The organism is Qipengyuania thermophila (genome assembly GCF_004153605.1).
Taxonomy (GTDB): domain Bacteria; phylum Pseudomonadota; class Alphaproteobacteria; order Sphingomonadales; family Sphingomonadaceae; genus Qipengyuania_B; species Qipengyuania_B thermophila.
This window is the reverse complement of the sequence record NZ_SDSI01000002.1, coordinates 671,201-691,772: the sequence shown is the minus strand read 5'-3', so window position 1 is coordinate 691,772 and position 20,572 is coordinate 671,201. Positions and strand designations below refer to the sequence as shown.

The window sequence follows — 20,572 nt, the reverse complement described above, 5'->3', positions numbered from 1 at the left end:
TCAGAGGGTTGAGCGGTAAGGGGTGCCCGCGCTGTAGCGTTGCAGCAGATTGTCGTGGACGATCGGGCTGAGCAGCTTCGCGAACGCGCAGCCTGCCACGCAGTTTTCCCACCACACGACCTGTGCCTGGAGCGATTCGAGTCCGGGCAGGGTGAGCCAGCAGATCTGCCCCTCGTGCATCCGGTTGATCGCCGCGGCGGAGAAGCCGGAAATCGAAAGGTCCTGCACGACGGTCTGGAACGCGCGGCCGCCCGAAGCCCGCAACTGCGCGGGGATCGTGAGGCGCGTGCGCGGGGCGCAGCGGTCCTCCTGGGCGGCGATGTCATACCGGCTCTGGTTCAACAACGACATGGCACTTCCCCGAACAGGGTGGCGACAAGCAGGCGCATGCAGGGGAAGAGAGTGGTTCCCGGTCGCCGCTGCTCCACCTCGGCTGTACTCACGACCACGATGGCTTCGTTCTTGTGACGGAAGCTGCCTAGCGAATGATTAGCGGGAAAGGTTAAGAAGTGGTAAACGCCCGGCTCAGCGCGATCCGTCGACGCGGATGCGCAGCCGGTTCTCGAAGTCGTCGTCAAGCAGATCGGCAACGGCCGCACCCACCACCTCCGGCCTCTTCAGGGTTGCGGGATCTTCACCGGGAAAGGCGCGCGTGCGCATGGCCGTGGCGGTGGCACCGGGATCGACGATCGCCACCTTGATCGCGCTGAGCCTCTCCGTCTCGAGCGCATAGCAGTCGAGAAGCATTTCGAACGCCGCCTTGCTTGCCCCATACCCGCCCCAGAAGGCCCGCGGCACGCTCCCGACGCTGCTGGTCAGGCCGACGACCCGCCCGGCGGCCGCCTGCCTGAGCAGGGGATGGAAGGACGCCAGCAGTGCCTGGCTCGCCACGACATTGGTGGTCAGCGCCTTGGTGAATTCCTTCTGGTCGAGGTCGGCGACGGCGGTGAGCAGAGGCAGATAGGCCGCATTGATCACCAGCGTGTCGAGGCGCCGCCAACGCTCCGCCACCGCGGCGGCGAGGCGCGGCACGGCGTCGGCCTGCGCCAAATCGAGGGGCGCGATGGTCGCCGTGCCGCCGCTCTCATGGATGCTGTCCTCGACCGCCTCGAGCGCGGCGCTGTCGCGCGCCGTCAGGATGACGTGCGTTCCGCGCGCGGCGAGTGCCTGCGCGATCGCTGCGCCGATCCCGCGGCTGGCGCCGGTCACGAGCGCGACCGTCCCGGTCCGGTCCTGCTGCGCCGGCATGCTCAGGCCGCCTGTCCGACCGGCAGCGACAGCTGGGCGTCGCCCTGCGTCTGGCGGGCCAGATCGGTCAGCGTGGTGGGGTAGTCGCCGCTGAAACACGCGTCGCAGAAGCGCGGTGCGCCGGGCTCCCGGGGTAACCCGCTCACCGCGCGGTACAGCCCGTCGAGCGAGACAAAGGCGAGACTGTCGGCCTTGATGAAGGCGCGCATCGGTTCGAGCTGCATCTGCGCCGCCAGCAGTTTGGAGCGTTCCGGCGTGTCGACACCGTAGTAGCAGCTGTGCGCGGTCGGCGGGCTGGCCACCCGGAAGTGGATCTCCGTGGCGCCCGCGTCGCGCATCATCTCCACGATCTTGAGGCTCGTGGTGCCGCGCACGATGCTGTCATCGATCAGCACGATCCGCTTGCCCGCGACAAGGGCGCGGTTGGCGTTGTGCTTGCGGCGGACGCCCGAATGGCGGGCGCTTTCCGACGGCTGGATGAAGGTCCGGCCGACATAGTGCGAGCGGACGATGCCGAGTTCGAAAGGAATGCCGGAGGACTGTGCATAGCCGATCGCGGCGGGCACGCCGCTGTCGGGCACCGGCACGACGAGATCCGCGTCCACCGGCGCCTCCAGCGCCAGCTGCGCGCCGATGGCGCGGCGTGCTTCGTAGACGCTGCGGCCGGCAAAGACGGAGTCGGGGCGGCTGAAATAGACATGCTCGAAGATGCAGGGGCGGGGGCGCTGGCGCTGGAACGGGCGCAGCGACTGACGTTCCCCGTTCGCGTCGACGACGATCAGCTCACCCGGCTCGACCTCGCGCTCGAAGCTGCCCCCCACGACGTCGAAGGCGACGCTCTCGCTGGCAAACACCGTCGCCTCGCCCAGCCGGCCCATGACGAGGGGGCGGATGCCGAGCGGATCGCGGCAGGCGATCATGTGGTCCTTGGTCATCACCACGAGCGAGAACGCCCCCTCGATCATGCGCAGCGCGTCGATCAGCCGGTCGACGGGCGTGGGGTAGCGGCTGGTGGCGACGAGGTGGATGATGACTTCGGTGTCCGAGGTCGACTGGAAGATGGATCCGCGCGCGACAAGTTCCGCTCTCAGCGCGGCCGCGTTCGAAATGTTGCCGTTGTGCGCGACGGAAAAGCCGCCGCTGGCGAGATCGGCAAACAGCGGCTGGACGTTGCGCAGTCCTGCGCCGCCCGTGGTCGAGTAGCGCACATGGCCGTTGGCCATGAAGCCGGGCAGGCCGGCAAGCGTCTCCCGCGAGGAGAAGTTCTCGGCGACGTGGCCAAGCCCCCGGTGGGCGTAGAATTCCGCGCCGTCAAAGCTGACAATGCCTGCGGCTTCCTGCCCGCGATGCTGGAGCGCATGCAGACCGAGCGCCGTCACGGCCGCCGCATCGGGGGTGCCGATGACGCCGAACACGCCGCATTCCTCGCGCAGCGTGTCGCCGGACAGATCGCAGAAGGGGTGCGTCGAGATCATGCGGGCTCGCCTTGGCGGACACCGCCGCGCCGCGGTTCCGTTTCCTGCACCGGCAATGGCGTCAACGGGCCGCGATTACAAGTGGCTCCGGGCCGACCGGCTTGCGTCCGCAGTGCCCCCACCCTAAGGAAGCGGCACCGCCGTATGCTGATCGGGCCGTTTCCTTCGTGATCCTCTCCACCTTTGAACGCACCATCGCGCGGCGTTACCTGCTGCCCGGACGAAACGAGGCGTTCATCGCGCTGGTGGCGGGCATCAGCGTGGGCGTGGTGATGCTGTCTGTCGCCATGCTGGTGATCGTCATGAGCGTCATGAACGGCTTCCGCGCCGAACTGCTCGAGAAGATCACGGGGCTGAACGGCCATGCCATTGTGCAGGCCTTCGGCGGCCGCATGGATGACTGGGAGGACATCCTCGCCAGAGTGCGCGCGACGCCGGGCGTGACCCGCGCCAGCCCGCTCATCGAACAGCCGCTGCTGGCGACGTTCAACGGGCGCGCCGAGGCGATCTTCGCGCGCGGCAACACCGCGGAGGATCTGGCGCGGCTGCGCGAGCAGGTCATTGCCGGCAATCTGGCCACGGTCCAGCCCGGATCGGGCAACGTCGCGATCGGCTCGCGGCTGGCGCAGAATCTCGGCGCCAGGGTGGGAGACACGATCACCATCATCAATCCGCAGGGACGCTCGTCGCCGTTCGGCACCGTGCCGCGGCAGATCGGCTACCAGATCACCGCCATCTTCGAGGTGGGCATCTACGACTATGACCAGCGTTACGTGGTCATGCCGCTCTCCGATGCGCAGACGCTGCTCCTGATCGGCGATGCGGTGACGATGATCGAGTTGTCGGTCGACAATCCCGACCAGGTCGACCGCATTCTGGCGCCCTTGCAGAACGAGCTGGCAGGCCGCGCCATCGTGTCGGACTGGCAGACCATCAATTCCAGCCTGTTCGAGGCTCTCCAGGTCGAACGGGTGGCCATGGGATTTGCCCTGTCGTTCATGGTCCTGGTGGCCGCCTTCAACATCCTTTCGAGCCTCGTGATGCTTGTCCGGGCGAAGACGCGGGACATCGCCATCATGCGCACCATGGGCGCCTCCCGCCGGAGCCTGCTCAAGATCTTCGTCACGACCGGCTTCACCGTGGGGGCCATCGGGACGGTCGCGGGGCTCGTCCTGGGCTTCGTCGTCCTGTACTTCCGCCAGTCGATCGTCTCCGTCATCGGCGCGGTGACGGGGCAGAACCTCTGGGATCCGCAGGTGCGCTTCCTGTCCACCCTGCCGTCGCGCACGGACCCCGTGGAAATTGCGCTGATCGTCCTGCTGGCTCTTGGGCTCAGCTTCCTTGCGACGCTTTATCCCTCCTTCAAGGCGGCCTCGACGGACCCGGTGCAGGTGCTGCGCTATGAATAGGGCGCGCGGCGAAGCCGTCGTCGAACTCAGGGCGCTGACGCGGAGCTTCGAGCAGGGCGGGCAGCGCCTCGATGTGCTCCGCGGCGTCGACCTTGCGATTCCGGCCGGGGAGATTGTCGCCCTGCTCGGACCGTCCGGGTCGGGCAAGTCGACCTTGCTGCAGGCGGTCGGTCTGCTCGAGGGCGGTTTTGGCGGCCAGATCATCATTGCCGGCAGCGATGCCTCGGCCATGAGCGGTGATGCCCGTACGCAGCTGCGTCGCGATCATCTCGGCTTCGTGTACCAGTTCCATCACCTTCTTCCGGATTTCACGGCGCTGGAAAACGTCATCCTGCCGCAGCTGATCGCCGGCCGGTCCCGCAGCGAGGCCGAGGTCCGGGGCCGCGAGCTGCTGACGTCGCTCGGGCTGGAGCAGCGGCTTGGTCACCGGCCGAGCCAGCTGTCGGGTGGGGAGCAGCAGCGGGTGGCGGTCGCGCGCGGCCTTGCAAACCGGCCGGCGCTGGTGCTGGCCGACGAGCCGACCGGCAATCTCGATGAGGCCACCGCCGACCGCGTGCTTGCCCAGTTCCTGCAACTGGTGCGCGGCGAGGGGAGCGCCGCTCTGGTCGCCACGCACAACGAGCGACTGGCCCTGCGCATGGACAGGGTCGTGCGACTGCACAACGGGCTGCTCGAGCAGGGATAAACTGCGCACACAGCGCGTTGGGACAACCGGAGACTCTCATGCCAGACACCAAGCCCCCGAGCCACGACGCGTTGCATGCCGACCAGATCGAATGGGATGACCGTGCGTCGCTGCATCTTGCGGAAGGGTCGAAAGGCCTTCTCACTGACCTGACGGCGGTGCGTCGCGGCACGTTTGCCGAACTCGTCGCGCAGGTCATGGTGCTCCCGCCGGAGGAGCAGAAACGCTACGCGATCCTGAAATCCGGGGATCAGCGGTTCGATGCGGAGCAGATCGCGGCGGTCTCGCGTCGGCCGGACTTCCCCTCCCGGCTGTAGCTGGGGCGTCGGGTCGGGCAGACGCGACGGCGGTCGACGGCCGCTGTCCAGCCGGCCGCAGGCGCTGCGTGGCGACGGTTCTTGGCAGGTGAGGCCGCGGCGCGCATAACGTCTCGATGCCTTACGCGCCGTTCGTTCCCCTGCGGATCCAGTCGTCCTACTCGATGCTCGAAAGTGCCATCGAGCCAAAGCAGATCGCCCGCACGGCGCGCGAAAGGGGGTTCCCGGCGGCCGCTGTGTGCGACCGCAACGGCCTGTACGCCGCCATCCCGTTCGCCAAGGCCTGCATGGCCGAGGGTGTGCAGCCGCTCGTGGGTGCGTTGCTGGGCGTGGCGCGGCGGGGCGATGCAGCACGCAGCGGCCCGGTGATCGACTACCTGCCCCTGCTGGTGCAGGATGAGCAGGGGTATCTGAACCTCAGCGAACTCGTGAGCCGGGCCCATCTCGAGCGGCCGCTCGAGCATGAGCCGCATGTCACCCACGCGGATCTGGAAGGGCGCAGCGCGGGGTTGATCGCGCTGACCGGCGCGCACGAGGGAGCTGTCAGCCGCCTCCTCGCCGAAGGTCAGGATGCGGAGGCGGAGCGCGTTCTGCTCGAGCTTGCCGCCCTGTTCCCGGGGCGCCTGTATGTCGAGCTGTGCCGCATGAACGATCCTGTCGATGCGGCGGCGGAGGACATGCTGCTGACATTGGCGGACCGTCACGCGCTCCCGCTGGTGGCGACCAACCCGGCCAGCTTCGCCGAGCCGCATCTTCACGGCGCGCACGATGCCATGCTCTGCATCGCCGCCTCGACCCATCTCGACGTCGAGGACCGGCGGCAGTCCAACCGCGAGGCGTGGCTCAAGTCGGCGCCGATGATGCAGGATTTGTTTGCCGACATTCCCGAGGCGCTCGGCAACACGCTCGTCGTGGCCCAGCGTTGCGCCTTCGTCCCGCCCAGCCGCGCTCCCATTCTGCCAAGCCTTGCCGGCGATCAGCAGGGCGAAGCGCAGATGCTCGCCCGGGATGCCCGCGCCGGGCTGGAGCGGCGGCTCGCCGACGCCGGGATCAGCGACGCGCAGGAGCGGCAGACGTATCACGACAGGCTCGACTTCGAGATCGACGTGATCGTGCGGATGGGGTTCGCCGGCTACTTCCTCATCGTGGCCGACTTCATCAAGTGGGCCAAGGACCAGTCCATCCCCGTTGGACCCGGACGCGGCTCGGGCGCGGGCAGTCTGGTTGCCTGGGCGCTGACGATCACGGACCTCGACCCGATCCGCCTCGGCCTGCTGTTCGAGAGGTTTCTCAACCCCGAACGCGTGTCGATGCCCGACTTCGACATCGACTTCTGCGAAACCCGGCGCGGCGAGGTGATCCGTTACGTGCAGGAGCGCTACGGCCACGACCACGTGGCGCAGATCATCACCTTTGGCAAGCTCAAGGCGCGCGCGGTGCTGCGCGACTGCGGCCGGATCCTGCAGATGAGCTACGGACAGGTGGACCGGCTGTGCAAGCTGGTGCCCAACCATCCCACCGACCCGTGGACACTGAAGCGGACGCTGAATGGCGTGGCCGACTTCCGCCGCGCCTATGACAATGACAACGATGTCAGGCGGCTGGTGGATCTCGCGCTTCAGCTCGAAGGCTTCCCGCGAAACGCATCCACTCACGCGGCGGGCGTGGTGATCGGCGACCGACCGCTGGCTCGCCTCGTCCCGCTCTACCGCGATCCGCGTTCGGACATGCCGGTGACCCAGTTCGACATGAAGCATGTCGAGAGCAGCGGGCTCGTGAAGTTCGACTTCCTCGGGCTGAAGACGCTGTCCGTGCTGCGCAAGGCGCAGGATCTGCTGCAACGACGGGGGATCGACGTCAGCCTCGACGGGCTGCCGCTCGACGATCCGGCGGTGTTCGACCTGCTCAAGAGCGGCAACACGGTGGGCGTCTTCCAGCTTGAATCGGAAGGCATGCGGCGGACCCTGACCGCGGTGAAACCGACCAAGTTCGAGGACATCATCGCGCTCGTGTCGCTCTATCGTCCCGGTCCGATGGACAACATCCCCCTGTTCGGCCGGCGCAAGGCCGGCGAGGTGCCGATCGAGTATCCGCATCCCAAGCTGGAGGCGATCCTGTCCGAGACCTACGGCATCTTCGTGTACCAGGAACAGGTGATGCAGGCCGCCCAGTTGCTCGCCGGGTACTCACTGGGTGACGCGGACCTGCTGCGACGCGCGATGGGCAAGAAGATCCAGGCGGAGATGGATGCGCAGCGACAGCGCTTCGTCGACGGGTGCCGCGCGGTTTCCGGCATCGAGATGGCCGAGGCCAACCGCCTGTTCGACCTCATCGACAAGTTCGCCGGCTACGGCTTCAACAAGAGCCATGCCGCCGCCTATGCGCTGCTTGCCTATCAGACGGCCTGGCTGAAGGCGCATTATCCCGAGGAGTTCTTTGCCGCCTCCATGTGCTTTGACATGCACCAGAGCGAGAAGCTCGCCGTGTTCGTCGACGATGCGCGGCGTCTGGGCATCCGGCTCCACGGACCGGACATCAACCGTTCGGAAGCCGAATTCACGGTGGAAGGCACCGAGGAAGGGTTCGCCGTCCGTTATGCGCTGGCAGGACTGAGGAATGTCGGCGAGAAGGCGATGGACGCCATCGTGGCGGAGCGCACCGCAGCGGGGCCGTTCCGTGATCTTGCCGACTTCTTCCGCCGCCTGCCCCGCGGCAGTCTGAACGCGCGTCAGCTCGAGGCGCTGATCTGCGCCGGAGCCTTCGACAGCATCGAGGGTGACCGGGCGCTGCTGCTGCGCAACGCCGATCAGCTGCTCTCCTATGCCGACGCGGCCTTCCGCGAGCGCGAGAGCGGGCAGGCCGGGCTGTTCGCGGCCGAGCCGCATCAGGCCGCGCAGCTGCGCCTGCAGGGCAGCGATGGCTGGAGCCGGACCGAGCGGATGAACCGCGAACGGGAGACCTTCGGCTTCTTCTTCTCGGGCCATCCCGTGGACGCATTCCGCGACGTCGCCCGTGCGCAGGGTGCGCAGTCGAGCGCGGCGGTCCTGAGCGGCGGCCAGTCGGGCACGGTGCTGATGGCAGCGATGATCGAGGGAGTGCGGCGCGGTCGCACCAAGCGCGGGGCCGAGTTCGTCCGCTGCGACCTTTCGGATGCCAGCGGCCAGTTCAGCGCAGCGTGTTTCGAAGAGACGCTTGTCGATCCGCTCACGCAGTGGAGCGCTGACGGGACCTGTCTCCTGCTGACCGTGGAACTGGACAGCGCCGGACCGGACGAGCCGCCCCGCTGCACCATCAGGGGCGCGCGCCCGCTGGCCGAGGTTTCCGGCCGCACCCCCATGCGTCTCACCCTGTCGGTCGCGTCCGAGGCGGCCCTGCACGGCCTTGCCGCCATTCTCCGGCAGGAGAGTGCGGGGCAGGGTGAGGTGCTTGCCGAGTTGCAGACCGCCTCGGGGCGGTGCGTCACCGTGCGGCTCGGCTCCGGCTTCGCGCTCGACAGCGATGTCCTCGACCAGGTGCGCGGGTTGCAGGATGTGAAAGACGTGCGGCTTGCCCCGCGCCGCGGCGGTGCGAAGCTGCGTCTAGTCGCTTGAAGAACGCTGAGGCTTGCCCGGTCCCGATCGGCGCGCCAGACTGCGACGGAAAACATGAGGAGAGTTGAATGCTTGGCGGCATGCAGGACTGGACCTTTTCCGTTACCCACCTGATCGACCATGCGGCACGCGAGCACGGCAACCGGGAGATCGTCACCCGCTGGGCCGACGGGCGGATCACCCGCACGGACTGGCAATCCACCAGGACCGATGCGCGCAAGATGGTGCGGGCCTTGAAGCGTGCGGGAGTTGCAAGGGGAGACCGCGTCGCCACGCTGGCCATGAACCACGCCAACCACCTTGTGTGCTGGTATGGGGTCACGGGGGTTGGCGCCATCCTCCACACCATCAATCCGCGGCTGTTCGAGGATCAGCTCGAATACATCGCCAACCACGCGGAGGATCGTATCCTCCTGTACGATGCCGCCTTCGCGCCTCTGGTGGAAAAGATGAAGCCGCGCTGGACCAGCATCGAGCGCTACATCTGCCTCGACGACGGCGAGTTCGACCAATGGATTGCGGACGAGGAGGAAGGCGCATGGGTGCCGGTCGACGAGCGCGACCCGTGCATGCTGTGCTACACCAGCGGCACGACCGGACACCCCAAAGGCGTTCTGTACGAGCACCGCTCGACGGTCATCCATGCTCTTGTCGCGCTTCAGCCGGCGATCTTCGACGCCGACCCGCAGTCGGTGATGCTTCCGGTGGTGCCGATGTTCCACGCGGCGAGCTGGGGCCTACCCTGGGCCGGTGCGGCGGCGGGGATCAAGTTCGTGTTCTCGGCCGTCAATGAGCCCAAGGTGCTGTGCGACCTGATGCGGGAGGAAAGGGTCACGCACTCCGCCGGCGTACCGACCGTGTGGCTCGGCATGTTCCAGCACATGGATGCAACCGGCGCCACGCTGCCGGATTTACGTCACGCGATCATCGGCGGTTCCGCCGCGCCGCGGTTCATGATCGAGCGGCTGATGCGGCAGGGTGTCAACGTTGCCCATGCTTGGGGCATGACGGAAACGAGCCCGATCGGCACCACCGGAGCGAAGACGCCGGACTGGGACTCGCTGACCTTTGATCAGCAGGTCGGCATCAAGCAGATGCAGGGGCGCGCGCCCTTCGGCGTCGAACTGCGCACGGTGGATCTTGGCGACATGCGGACGGTGCTGCCGCGCGACGGCCAGACCGCCGGTGCGCTGCAGATCCGCGGTCCGTGGGTGATCAGGCGTTACTTCAAGGCAGAGGAGGACGCGTTGACGCCCGATGGATGGTTCGACACCGGCGATGTCGGCATCCTTCATCCGGATGGCACGCTTCAGCTCACCGACAGGACCAAGGACGTGATCAAGTCCGGCGGGGAATGGATCAGCTCGGTCGAGCTGGAGAATGCCGCGGTCGGCCATCCGAAGGTGGCGGAGGCGGCGGCCATCGGCGTGCCGCATCCCAAATGGGACGAGCGGCCGGTCCTGTTCGTCGTGCCAAAGGATGGCGAAACCGTTCAGCCGGACGAGATCCTGGCCTATCTCGATGGCAAGGTCGCCAAATGGTGGCTTCCCGATGCGATCGAGATGGTCGACGACATCCCGCACACCGCCACCGGCAAGATCAGCAAGAAGGATCTGCGGGCGCGTTACGCTGACTACAGGTTGCCCGCATGAGGTCGCTGTCTGCCATTGCTGCGCTCGCCGTGCTGTCCGCCTGCGCCACCGTGCCACGCTCGGGTCTGACCGAGGTGGTTCAGGGTGAAACCACAATCTGCCTCGATCGCAGCTCCTTCGTTCTCCCGTCGCAAGGCATGATTGTCGACGCCGATCAGGGGCGTCTGGGCGTCAATCTGACGGGCATGATCGGGCCGCACGCCTTCGAAGTCACCGAGAGCGCCAGTTTCGCTCCGCTTGGAGAGACGGGGCGGGTGGCGTTCACCGGACCCGATTTCCACGTGATGGAGGTCGGCTCGGGAGCGGGATCATGGGCGGTGATCGAAGGAACGATGCCGAGCGCGGCACCGCGCCCGGTGATCCGGATCGAGCACGTCTTCGGAACAGAGTCCGTGGAGCTGGCACGCTTCTTCCAGGGATTTCGCCTGAACCGCGGGGCGCAGGAATCCTGCGGACGCCAGTTCGGGCGCCGCTAATTCGCAGGCCGCGGGGTCACGTCTCCTGACGGGCGGCAGGGCCGGCCGCGCGGGCCTGTTCAAGCCGTTCGGCGGCGACGGCAATCTCGCGGTCGAGCTGCGCCACCCGATCGCGGGCTTTCTCGCCGCTCACCATCATCAGCGTTTCGCGGCTGTCGACAAGGCGGCGATGCGCCTCGAGCAGCGCGGCCAGCTCGTACTGATGCCGGGCGTCAGGATCGAGGCGGTCCGGATTCACCACCTCGGGCACGGCATTGAGCCGTTCCTCCCGCAGACGGGTCAGCCGGATCGCTTCGCCCACCGTGGTCGGCTGGCGTCCCTGCTCATCGAGGAGCACCTCGCCGCAGAACGCTTTGGAGGTGGCGAGGTGATGCACGACAAAGGTCGAGAACGCGCCACGGTCATCGGCGGGGAGGTCACTGAGCACATCCTCGACGACGCGCGGATCGGACAGATTAAGATCCGCAAGCGCGCGTGTTCGTGCCTCGGGAGCGCAACCCGCCGCGGCGATCGCAACGAGCACCAGCGCAAGCTTCACCCGCATCCGTTGTTCTTCCCCGTCACGCAGGCAGGATCTGCGCACGCCATGCTTTCGATCAGATTAACACCGAGCCTGTTCAGAGCAGTTGAAGCTGATCCGTGTCCGGCGGGCGGCGGAATGCGTTCGTGTCGAGAGTGATGCGCTGCCTGCCAAGATTGGCGCGACGGCAGGCGACGGCGAACCGCGCCTGCAGGAGTTCGGCCCACGGTCCCGAGCCCCTGAAGCGTTCGAAGAAGCGCGGATCATTCTCCTGTCCGTTCCGCATCGAGCGGACGATCCCCATGACCTTGCTGGCCCGGTCGGGATAGAAAGTGTCGAGCCACTCCTTGAACAAGGGGGCGACCTCCAGCGGCAATCGCAGCGGGATCCACCCTGCCGACACCACGCCTGCCCGTGCGGCCTCCGCGACAATGGCCTCGAGGTGCATGTCCGTCAGAGCGGGGATGACCGGCGAGACGGCGCAGTGGACCGGAATGCCGGCAGCGGCGAGTTCCCGCATCGCGGCGATGCGCCTTGCCGGCGACGCAGCGCGCGGCTCCAGCCTCCGCGACAAGGCCGGATCAAGCGAGGTGACCGAGACGGCGACGCTGACCAGCCGCTGCGCCGCCAGCCGGGCAAGCAGGTCAAGATCTTTCAGCACCCGGTCGGACTTCGTCGTGACGGTCACCGGATGACGGCATTCGAGACACAGCTCCAGGATTGCGCGGGTCACGCGCCATGTCGCTTCGACCGGCTGGTAGCCGTCGGTGCTCGTCCCCAAGGCGAGCGGCGCCGGACGGTAGGACGGGCTGGCAAAGGTCTGCCGCAGGACAGTGGCGGCATTGCTCTTGACGGTAATCCGCCGCTCGAAGTCGAGGCCGGGAGACAGCCCCAGATAGGCGTGGGTCGGGCGGGCGTAGCAGTAGATGCACCCGTGCTCGCAGCCGCGATACGGATTGACCGAGCGGTCGAAGCCGATGTCGGGCGAGGCGTTGCGGGTCAGGACCGCGCGCGCATGTTCGACCTCGACCTGGGTGCGCCGGTCCTGTTCTGCCGGCGAGGCATGGGACCCCTCGCAGACCTCGTCCGCGACGCGCTGGAGCTCGGCGAACCGGGTCGAGAGGCCCCCCGATTGCGCGCCGCGTCCCTTGATGCGGTGAACGGATCGTTCCATGCACGGAACATAGCAGGAACATGGAAGGCGTCCAGTGGGCTGGATCCGCCGTTGCAATCGGCAACGAGGCGCACGCGATGCGCTAACGCGGGAACATGGGCCATTCGTTCTGGGCAAGGGCCAGGCGGCTCGGCGCGCTCTGGTCGCGTTGCCGCAGATACATCCAGTAATTGCGCAAAACGACGGCGACATAGCCGCGCGTTTCCCAGAACGGGATCGACTCCATCCACAGCAGCGGATCGCCGCCGGCCATGATCTCCGCGTTCCAGCGCGTCACCGGGCTGAGCCCGGCATTGTAAGCCGCCATCACCTTGAGCAGCGTGCCCTGCGTGGCGCTTGCCTCGCTCAGCTTTTCGAGGTTCCGCTGACCGAAAGTCAGGTTGGTGGCGGGATCCCGGAGATCGGCATGACGCGCGTCGAGATTGGTGCGGCCTGCGACATCGCGGGCGGCAATCGGCCGCACCTGCATCAATCCGATGGCGTTGGCCGAACTGACCGCGCCGGCGACGAAATCGGATTCCTGCAGGGCGTGGGCGAAGGCAAGCGCCGGATCGACCCGCCAACCTTCCGTGGGTTGCCAGGTCACGGTGGGATAACGCAGCGCCGGGTCCGAGACGGCTCCGCGCGGAACGTTCATGCTCATCCACACCTGTGTGCGGGGGAGATTGAGTTCGCGGGCGAGGCGCGCGTAGGTGCCGAAATGGCGCGGTTCGCCGGTCAGCACCTCGTGCTGCAACGCCCGGCTTGCCCACGCGTCCCTGCCACGTTCCGCCAGCTGGGTCGCGAGCTGCGCATTGCGCGAGCGGGCGATGATCCGCCGGTCCTCCGCGCTGAGCGGGTGAACGGTATGCGCAGGCAGAGGCTGCCCGAGCCGTTCGCGCGCCAGCATGCCGTAGAGCGTTTCGTCGTTTCGCGCGGCGAGACGCAGATGGTGCTGGGCACGTTCAGGCTGCCGGCAGCGCGCGGCCGCTCGTGCAGCCCAGAAGTGCGCCGCATCGGCAAGTTCCGTGTCACCGGTCAGGCCTGCCGCGCGGGCAAAGCCGTCGAACGCGGTGGCACAGTCGCCAAGCCGCCACGCCGCAAGCCCGACGGTCCATTCTCCTTCCGCGAGCCAAGGGCCTCGCCCGTCGCGGACCGTCTGCGCCATGGTCAGTGCGGCGCTGTCGCGGTTTTCGATGTAGTAGGACCACGCGACCCGCTGCCGCCACTCGGCACGCGCCTCGGGACTCAGCGTTGCATCCACCCCGTCGAGCAGCAGCCGCGCGCCATCCGGATCGTCGGTGCGGATGCGCTCCTGAATGGCATCGGCCACCGCCTGCGGCATGGTTCCGTCGCCCGTGGTGCGCGGCCGCACGCGCTTGCTGATCGGCGCGCCGCGGCTCGTCGGGTTGGCGCCCGGCAGGGTGACCGGCATGGTCAGCCCGCGTCGCTGTCCCAGCCGCAGCATCTGCTCCGCCTGCGGCAGGTCGGGATAGCGTTGCAGCCACGCGGCGATCTCGTGCGCCTCGGTGCGGGGACTGCCCGCCGCAAGGTGCATCTCCGCCATGATGAAGCCCTTCAGCGCGGTGTCGGCTTGACCGGCAAGGGCCGCCGACACGGCCGGCCAATCGGCGCGGTCGAAGGCGCGCAGGGCCGCGTCGATTGCCTCCCGCTCGCTCAGGACCGGAGCGGCCGGCGGCGGACGCAGCTGCGACAGATCGACCTCCTGCGCCACGGCTGCGACCGGCAGGACGGACATGGAGCAGGCGCACAGGACCGCCCCCAGCAACCGTTCGACCCGCATCCTATCCCTCCGTCTCTTCAAGCCACCTCGCCCAGAAGCGGCGCCGGCGCAGCGCGGAACGGCGCAGCTCCTCGAGGCCGGGCCCGCAAAACACCGCCGGATCGTCCACCAGCAGCGGATGAAGCGACCGGCCAAGGACAAGCACCTGCCGGGGGCTTGCCAGCGTGATGTGCAGGCGCAGGATATCGCCCAGTCCCTCCTTGGCAAGAGCGGCGAAGTCGGCCAGCGGGGTGTGCCGCGGCAGGGCGCTGGCCAGATAGGCCGAGGCGGGATCAATCTGCATCGCGCGAAGCATGTGGCGGCACGTCTGGCCCAGCGGGCCGGACAGCAGGGCGTCGCGATCCTCCGCCTCCGGCTCGGGAACAACGATCATGAGCTGCGCGCCGCGTTCTCCTGCCGGCGGAATGCGCGGATAGGCGCCGCGCTCCCCGAGCAGCGGTTCGTCGAGCCACCACTGGCGAAACGCCGCAAGGTTCCGCGGCCAGCTGGCTTCCTCGCCGCCGAAGCGTGCAGCAGGGCCGCTCGCCGACACAGGCTGATGGTTCTCCGCGTGAGCTGCGGACGTGGCGCTCGCGCCGCCAGACCCGTCTTCCGCCGGGTCGCGGGGAGGGGCGGCGAGCGGCGCCGGTTCGTCGGCGTAGAGTTGATCGACTCCGGCAAGGCGCCACCAGTCATGGATGCCCTCGGCAATCCGGCTCGGAGCGCCTCGCTGCGGTTCCGTGCCGCTCACGCGCGCACCCCTTGACCTGTCATCGGGCAGTGACCAATGCAGAGGGCGGACGGTGATGGCAGGAAAGCGCAAGACGAATGGCTGAACGGGAATCCATGGACTGCGACGTCGTCATCGTCGGCGGCAGTGTGGCTGGCCTCGCCGCGGCGATCAAGCTCAAGCAGATCAACGACGCGCTGGAAGTGGTGGTCCTTGAGAAGGGTTCCGAGATCGGCGCGCATGTGCTGTCCGGGGCGGTTGTCGATCCCAAGGCGCTCGACGAGCTGTTTCCCGACTGGCGCGACATGGACTGTCCCATGGCGCAAACACCCGTCACCGACAACTGGCATTGGGTGCTCACGCGCCGCAAGCAGTACAGCCTTCCGCATCTGCTCATGCCACCATTCATGTCGAACAAGGGCAATTACACCGGCTCGCTCGCCAACCTTGCCCGCTGGCTCGGCGAGCGGGCGGAAGAAGCAGGGGTGATGGTGTTCCCCGGCTTCCCCGCCGCCGAGATCCTGTTCAACGATGACGGTTCGGTGGGCGGAGTCGTCACGCAGGACATGGGCGTCGCGGCGGACGGTTCGCACAAGCCGGACTATCAGCCCGGCATGGAAATCCGCGCCAAATACACCCTGTTCGCCGAAGGTGTGCGCGGCAATCTGACCAAGACGCTGAAGAAGCGGTTCGATCTGGAGGCCAACTGCCAGCCGCAGATCTACGGATTGGGCATCAAGGAAATCTGGGACATCGATCCGGCAAAGCATGTTCCGGGCCGTGTCATCCACACGCAGGGCTGGCCGTTGTCGGAAAGTGAGAGCTGGGGCGGCGGCTTCCTATACCATCAGGCCAACAACCAGATCGCCATCGGCTTCGTCACCGCGCTCGACTACAAGAACCCGTACCTGTCCCCGTTCCAGGAGTTCCAGCGCTTCAAGCATCATCCCGCAATCGCGGCCTACCTCGAGGGCGGCAAGCGGGTCGCCTATGGCGCGCGGGCGATCAACGAAGGCGGATGGCAGTCGGTGCCCAAGCTGGCCTTTCCGGGCGGCGCGCTGATCGGGTGCGCGGCCGGCTTCGTCAACGTGCCGCGCATTAAGGGCAGCCACACCGCGATGAAGAGCGGCATGCTCGCTGCGGAAAGCGTCGCCGCGGCCATCGCCAAAGGGCGGGCGCATGCCCAGCTGGACGAGTACGACGAGGCGGTCCGTTCGAGCTGGATCGCCCGCGAGCTGAAGGCGGTGCAGAACGCGCAGCCGGCGGTGTCGAAGTTCGGCGCGGATCTGGGGACCATCATCGCCGGCGCCGACATGTGGATGCGCACCCTGCGCATCGGCGTGCCCTATGCGATGAAGCACCGGCCGGACCATACCCATCTCCAGCGGGCCGACCTTCATCGCCCGATCAACTATCCCAAGCCCGACAACGTCATCAGCTTCGACCGGCTGTCCTCCGTGTTCCTGTCCAACACCAATCACGAGGAGGATCAGCCGTGTCACCTGAAGCTGCGCGACCCGGAGCTTCAGCGCACGAGCGAGCTTGAGGTCTATGCCGGACCATCCACGCGTTATTGCCCCGCCGCCGTGTACGAGTGGGTCGGTGTTGAAGAGGGGGATCCGCGCTTCGTCATCAACGCGCAGAACTGCGTGCATTGCAAGACCTGCGACATCAAGGATCCCAACCAGAACATCGAGTGGACCACGCCCGAGGGCGGCGGCGGTCCAAACTACCCCAACATGTGACCACGCGCCGCCGGCCATGCGGCAGACCGCCTACGCGAAGATAAACCTTGCCCTGCACATCCGGCGGCGGCGCGCCGACGGGTATCACGAGATCGAGACGCTGTTCGCCTTCGTCGATCAGGGTGACGAGCTTGTCTTCACCCCGGCGGAGGAGGACACGCTGCGCATCGGCGGCGAGTTCGCCAGTGCCCTGACGGGGCATCCGGGCAACATCGTGTCGCGCGCGCTGAGCGTCTTGCCGCGGGCTGGCCGGTTTTCGGTCTTGCTCGACAAGCGGCTCCCGGTCGCGGCCGGCCTTGGCGGCGGCTCGGCAGATGCGGGAGCCGTCTTCCGCGCCGTGGAGGACGCGGGCGGATTGCCCGGCGACTGGCATCGCCGCGCGGTCGGACTTGGCGCGGACGTGCCGGCATGCGTGCGAAGCGAGCCCTGTCTGGCCACAGGGATCGGCGACGTCCTTCAGCCCGTGAGGAACACGATGGCCGGCACGCCCGTGCTGCTGGTCAATCCGCGGCTGCCACTGCCAACGGCCAGCGTTTTTGCCGCCTGGGACGGGCAGGACCGGGGGCCGTTGCCGGCTGGCGACATGGAGACGGTCGCGCGGGGCGGACGCAATGATCTGGAAAATCCGGCCACGGGTCTGTGTCCCGCCATTGCCGACGTGCGTGCAGCGCTGGAGGGCACGGACCCGTGGCTGGTGCGGATGAGCGGCTCGGGAGCGACCTGCTTTGCGCTCTATCGCAGCCCTGCCGCCCGCGACGCCGCGCACGAGCGTCTGACGCGCCTGCACCCCGGCTGGTGGCAGCTTGCAGGACAGCTCCGGTGACAGCCCCCCTGTCCGATGCAGACCAAACGGAAGCAGCCGTACTCACGGCCGATGCGGTCCGCGCGGCCGAAGCGGCGCTGGTCTCGTCGGGGATCGATGAATGGTCGCTGATGCAGAGGGCGGCGGAAGGCTGCACCGAGTGGATCTGGCGCCTCGCGGCAGGACGGGGGGTGACGGTGCTGTGCGGCCCTGGTCGCAACGGAGGCGATGGCTATCTCGTCGCCGAAAGGCTGCGCCGGCGCGGTGTTGCGGTGGAGGTCGTCAGTCCGATCCCGCCGCGGGACGCGCTGGCCGTGCGGGCGCGGCATCTCTTCAACGGTTCGGTCGTCGGCGCGGCCGAAGCGACCGCTCCGCTGCTGATCGACGCGCTTTTCGGAACGGGACTTGCCCGACCGCCGGAGGGCGAGGCCAGAGCCGAGCTGATGACGCTTTATGCCCGTCACCCGCTGCGGGTGGCGATAGACGTGCCGAGCATGATCGCCGCCGACACCGGTGCCGTGCTGCTCGACGGCCTGCCGGGTGCCACGCACACGCTGGCGCTCGGCGCGTGGAAGCCCGCGCACTGGCTGATGCCGGCGCGGGCGCGGATGGGCATGACGCGGTTGATCCCGATCGGGCTCCAGGCCGCATCACCTGATCGGGTGGCGCCGCGGCCGCGGCTCGCCGCACCACCCGCCGAGGCGCACAAATACACGCGCGGGCTGGTGGCCGTGCTGGGTGGCGCCATGCCGGGTGCGGCCATCCTCGCCTGCGAGAGCGCCGCCCGTGCCGGGGCCGGTTACGTCAAGCTGCTCACGCGGAGTCGTCCGGAAGGTGTGCCGCCGCACATCGTCACCGCCGCGATTGCGGACGCGGAGGATGGCCTTGACCCCCGAACGCAGGTGGTCGTGGCCGGGCCGGGTCTGGGCCGCGACAGCGGCGCGCGCGAGCTTCTGGACCGCGTTCTTGCTTCCACCGTCCGGCTGGTGCTCGACGCGGATGCGCTGCTGCTGCTGCGGGTGGACGACCGCGACCGGCTCGGCGTGCGTGCGGTCCTGACCCCCCATGCGGGTGAGCTCGCGGCGCTGTGCGACGTGTTCGGCGTCCCCGCCGGCGAGCGCCTGTGCCGGGTGCGCGCTCTTGCCGGCACCTTGGGGTGCTGCGTCGTGGCGAAGGGGCCGGATACGCTCGTCGCGGCACCGGACGGCGTGCGGTTCTTTCCCCCCGCGCCGAGTTGGCTGGCGACAGCCGGCAGCGGGGACGTGCTGGCCGGCATCGTGGCCGGGCGGGCTGCGGCTGGCGGGTCGCTGCCGGAGGCGGCTGTCGAAGCGGTGTGGCTGCACGGGGAGGCCGCACGGCTGTGCGGTCTCGCGTTCACCGCCTCGCAACTCGCCCACGGCATCTCGGCCGCCTGGCGCGCGTTCACGTGACCGGAGAGGTCACCGTGCTGGTCGTCCGGCTCGCCTCGCGCGGTGACGGCATCACGGCAGACGGACGCCATGTCTCCGGTGCCGCGCCTGGCGACCGCGTGGCTCCCGACGGTGCGGTGCTGCCCGGTCCGCACCGCGCCGTCCCACCGTGCAGGCATTTCGGCCGTTGCGGCGCGTGTCAGCTTCAGCACTGCGACGAGGACGCGCTGGCGGCCTTCGTCACCGATCGCGTGAAGAGTGCAGCGGAGAGAGCGAGCCTCGCGGTTCCGCCGCTCCTGCCGACCCATCTGTCGCCGCCGCGCTCGCGGCGTGTGGCCACCGTGCATGCGCAAGGTGGCCGGCACCTCTTGCTCGGGTTCAAGGAGAACCGGTCGCATGCGGTCGTCGACCTGCGCGAGTGTCACGTGCTGCGCCCCGACCTGTTCGCCCTGCTCGATCCGTTGCGCGCGCTCCTGCGCAGGACGGCGCCAAGGGGCGCCTGCTCGGTCCGGCTCACGGCAACGGATGGCGGCGTGGACGTTCTGATCAGCGGTGGCGTCAGCGACCATGCCGAGGCGCGGTCCGGGCTCCTCGACTTCGCACGCACCCACGCGCTTGCCCGGCTGAGCGTCGACCGTGGATTGGGCGCGGAGGTCGCTTGGCAGCCGCACCCGGTCTCCGTGACCCTTGCCGGCGTGCGTGTCACCCTGCCACCGGGAGCCTTTCTCCAGCCGACGACGGACGGCGAGCGCATTCTTCAGGACGACGTGCGCCAAGCCGCCGGCGGCGCCCGGCGCGCCGTGGATTTGTTCAGCGGCCTCGGGACACTCGGTCTGCCGCTGACGGGCAGCGGGATCCGGGTGCATGCGTTCGAGGGGGATCGGGCGGCCTGGCAGGCCGGTCGCGAGGCGCTTCACGCGGCGGCGAACGGGTCCACCGCCAGCCACCGCGACCTATTCCGTTCGCCCGTCAGTGCGGCAGAGCTGGCCGGCGTCGACTTCGCCGTGCTCGATCCGCCCCGCGCCGGAGCCCGGCAGCAGGTCGAACAGCTTGCCGCCAGTGCGGTGCCGAAGATTGCCTATGTCAGCTGCAACCCGGCAAGCTGGGCCGCCGATGCCGCGCGGCTGGCCACGGGCGGATACCGGCTGGCGGCGCTGCGGGCCGTGGGACAGTTCCGCTGGTCAACGCATGTGGAACTGTTCAGCCTGTTCACCCGCTAGCGGCTGCTCGCCTTCTCCTCGACGAAACGGAGCAGAGCGCCATAGGTCGCGAGCAGGTCGGCGCTCACATCCTCGTCGTCGACCACGATGTCGAAGGTGTCCTCGATGGCGGTGAACAGGGTCGCGACCGCCATGGAGTCCAGTTCCGGAAGCGCGCCAAACAGTTCGGTCTCCTCCCCGAAGTCGGCGGTCGACCCGGGCCGAAGGTGCAGGGCCTCTTCCAGGACGATCCGCAACCGGGCATCGATCCCGCGTCCCTTCAGGGCGGCATCCTCGGGCAGTGCGCGCAGATCGGCCGCTGTGCTGGTGCTGTGGGAGCGCATGGTGAGATCGAGCCTTTGCGTCAATCGGTTGGCAG

Annotated in this window: 18 protein-coding genes; 10 read left to right on the top strand and 8 right to left on the bottom strand. The window is 68.2% G+C overall.

Features of this window, described 5'->3' with window-relative positions; translation table 11 throughout:
- The 3 genes from ETO60_RS07610 to purF all read right to left on the bottom strand — a co-directional run bounded on the left by ETO60_RS07610 (position 1) and on the right by purF (position 2,723).
- Positions 1 to 351: a PilZ domain-containing protein gene (locus tag ETO60_RS07610; protein WP_130004290.1), complete on the bottom strand. Its 351-nt coding sequence runs from the start codon at positions 349 to 351 to the stop codon at positions 1 to 3.
- Between the two features lie 174 nt (positions 352 to 525).
- Positions 526 to 1,248 (bottom strand): SDR family NAD(P)-dependent oxidoreductase, encoded by a 723-nt coding sequence (locus ETO60_RS07605; protein ID WP_130004288.1) that lies wholly within the window; start codon positions 1,246 to 1,248, stop codon positions 526 to 528.
- Between the two features lie 2 nt (positions 1,249 to 1,250).
- Positions 1,251 to 2,723 carry an amidophosphoribosyltransferase gene (purF, locus tag ETO60_RS07600; RefSeq protein ID WP_130004286.1) on the bottom strand — a complete coding sequence of 491 codons (1,473 nt, stop codon included), beginning with the start codon at positions 2,721 to 2,723 and terminating at the stop codon, positions 1,251 to 1,253.
- Between the two features lie 167 nt (positions 2,724 to 2,890).
- Between purF and ETO60_RS07595 the strand changes: the two genes are divergently transcribed.
- The 6 genes from ETO60_RS07595 to ETO60_RS07570 all read left to right on the top strand — a co-directional run bounded on the left by ETO60_RS07595 (position 2,891) and on the right by ETO60_RS07570 (position 10,852).
- A complete protein-coding gene (locus ETO60_RS07595) occupies positions 2,891 to 4,132 on the top strand; it encodes a lipoprotein-releasing ABC transporter permease subunit (RefSeq protein ID WP_130004284.1) in 1,242 nt (413 codons plus the stop codon).
- A complete protein-coding gene (locus ETO60_RS07590) occupies positions 4,125 to 4,817 on the top strand; it encodes an ABC transporter ATP-binding protein (protein ID WP_130004282.1) in 693 nt (230 codons plus the stop codon). The genes ETO60_RS07595 and ETO60_RS07590 overlap by 8 nt, the downstream gene beginning before the upstream one ends.
- Before the next feature lie 38 nt (positions 4,818 to 4,855).
- On the top strand, positions 4,856 to 5,134 hold the full coding sequence (locus ETO60_RS07585; RefSeq protein WP_130004280.1) for a hypothetical protein: 279 nt from the start codon (positions 4,856 to 4,858) through the stop codon (positions 5,132 to 5,134).
- 116 nt (positions 5,135 to 5,250) lie between these two features.
- On the top strand, positions 5,251 to 8,724 hold the full coding sequence (gene dnaE, locus ETO60_RS07580) for a DNA polymerase III subunit alpha (RefSeq protein ID WP_130004278.1): 3,474 nt from the start codon (positions 5,251 to 5,253) through the stop codon (positions 8,722 to 8,724).
- Between the two features lie 68 nt (positions 8,725 to 8,792).
- On the top strand, positions 8,793 to 10,376 hold the full coding sequence (locus ETO60_RS07575; protein WP_130004276.1) for a long-chain fatty acid--CoA ligase: 1,584 nt from the start codon (positions 8,793 to 8,795) through the stop codon (positions 10,374 to 10,376).
- Positions 10,373 to 10,852: a hypothetical protein gene (locus tag ETO60_RS07570; protein WP_130004274.1), complete on the top strand. Its 480-nt coding sequence runs from the start codon at positions 10,373 to 10,375 to the stop codon at positions 10,850 to 10,852. Before ETO60_RS07575 ends, ETO60_RS07570 begins: the two co-directional genes overlap by 4 nt.
- 16 nt (positions 10,853 to 10,868) lie before the next feature.
- Here ETO60_RS07570 and ETO60_RS07565 read toward each other — a convergent pair whose 3' ends face one another.
- From ETO60_RS07565 to ETO60_RS07550, 4 genes are all read right to left on the bottom strand, one after another.
- Positions 10,869 to 11,396, bottom strand: coding sequence for a hypothetical protein (locus ETO60_RS07565; RefSeq protein WP_130004272.1), 528 nt, complete (start codon positions 11,394 to 11,396; stop codon positions 10,869 to 10,871).
- A gap of 73 nt (positions 11,397 to 11,469) precedes the next feature.
- Positions 11,470 to 12,546 carry a PA0069 family radical SAM protein gene (locus tag ETO60_RS07560; protein ID WP_130004270.1) on the bottom strand — a complete coding sequence of 359 codons (1,077 nt, stop codon included), beginning with the start codon at positions 12,544 to 12,546 and terminating at the stop codon, positions 11,470 to 11,472.
- Positions 12,547 to 12,628: 82 nt separating this feature from the next.
- Positions 12,629 to 14,329: a lytic transglycosylase domain-containing protein gene (locus ETO60_RS07555; RefSeq protein ID WP_130004268.1), complete on the bottom strand. Its 1,701-nt coding sequence runs from the start codon at positions 14,327 to 14,329 to the stop codon at positions 12,629 to 12,631.
- 1 nt (position 14,330) lies between these two features.
- A complete protein-coding gene (locus tag ETO60_RS07550) occupies positions 14,331 to 15,059 on the bottom strand; it encodes a hypothetical protein (RefSeq protein ID WP_130004266.1) in 729 nt (242 codons plus the stop codon).
- Between the two features lie 77 nt (positions 15,060 to 15,136).
- Between ETO60_RS07550 and ETO60_RS07545 the strand changes: the two genes are divergently transcribed.
- From ETO60_RS07545 to ETO60_RS07530, 4 genes are read left to right on the top strand one after another with little or no spacing between them, the layout of a single operon-like run.
- Positions 15,137 to 16,783: an electron transfer flavoprotein-ubiquinone oxidoreductase gene (locus ETO60_RS07545; protein WP_130004264.1), complete on the top strand. Its 1,647-nt coding sequence runs from the start codon at positions 15,137 to 15,139 to the stop codon at positions 16,781 to 16,783.
- Positions 16,784 to 16,799: 16 nt separating this feature from the next.
- Positions 16,800 to 17,606 carry a 4-(cytidine 5'-diphospho)-2-C-methyl-D-erythritol kinase gene (locus tag ETO60_RS07540; RefSeq protein ID WP_130004262.1) on the top strand — a complete coding sequence of 269 codons (807 nt, stop codon included), beginning with the start codon at positions 16,800 to 16,802 and terminating at the stop codon, positions 17,604 to 17,606.
- Positions 17,603 to 19,015, top strand: coding sequence for an NAD(P)H-hydrate dehydratase (locus ETO60_RS07535; protein ID WP_130004260.1), 1,413 nt, complete (start codon positions 17,603 to 17,605; stop codon positions 19,013 to 19,015). The genes ETO60_RS07540 and ETO60_RS07535 overlap by 4 nt, the downstream gene beginning before the upstream one ends.
- Positions 19,012 to 20,214 (top strand): class I SAM-dependent RNA methyltransferase, encoded by a 1,203-nt coding sequence (locus ETO60_RS07530; RefSeq protein WP_199798846.1) that lies wholly within the window; start codon positions 19,012 to 19,014, stop codon positions 20,212 to 20,214. The genes ETO60_RS07535 and ETO60_RS07530 overlap by 4 nt, the downstream gene beginning before the upstream one ends.
- On the opposite strand, the gene ETO60_RS07525 is transcribed toward ETO60_RS07530, so the two are convergent.
- Positions 20,211 to 20,537 (bottom strand): acyl carrier protein, encoded by a 327-nt coding sequence (locus ETO60_RS07525; RefSeq protein ID WP_130004258.1) that lies wholly within the window; start codon positions 20,535 to 20,537, stop codon positions 20,211 to 20,213. The two genes, ETO60_RS07530 and ETO60_RS07525, sit on opposite strands and share 4 nt — an antisense overlap.
- Positions 20,538 to 20,572: the final 35 nt, after the last annotated feature.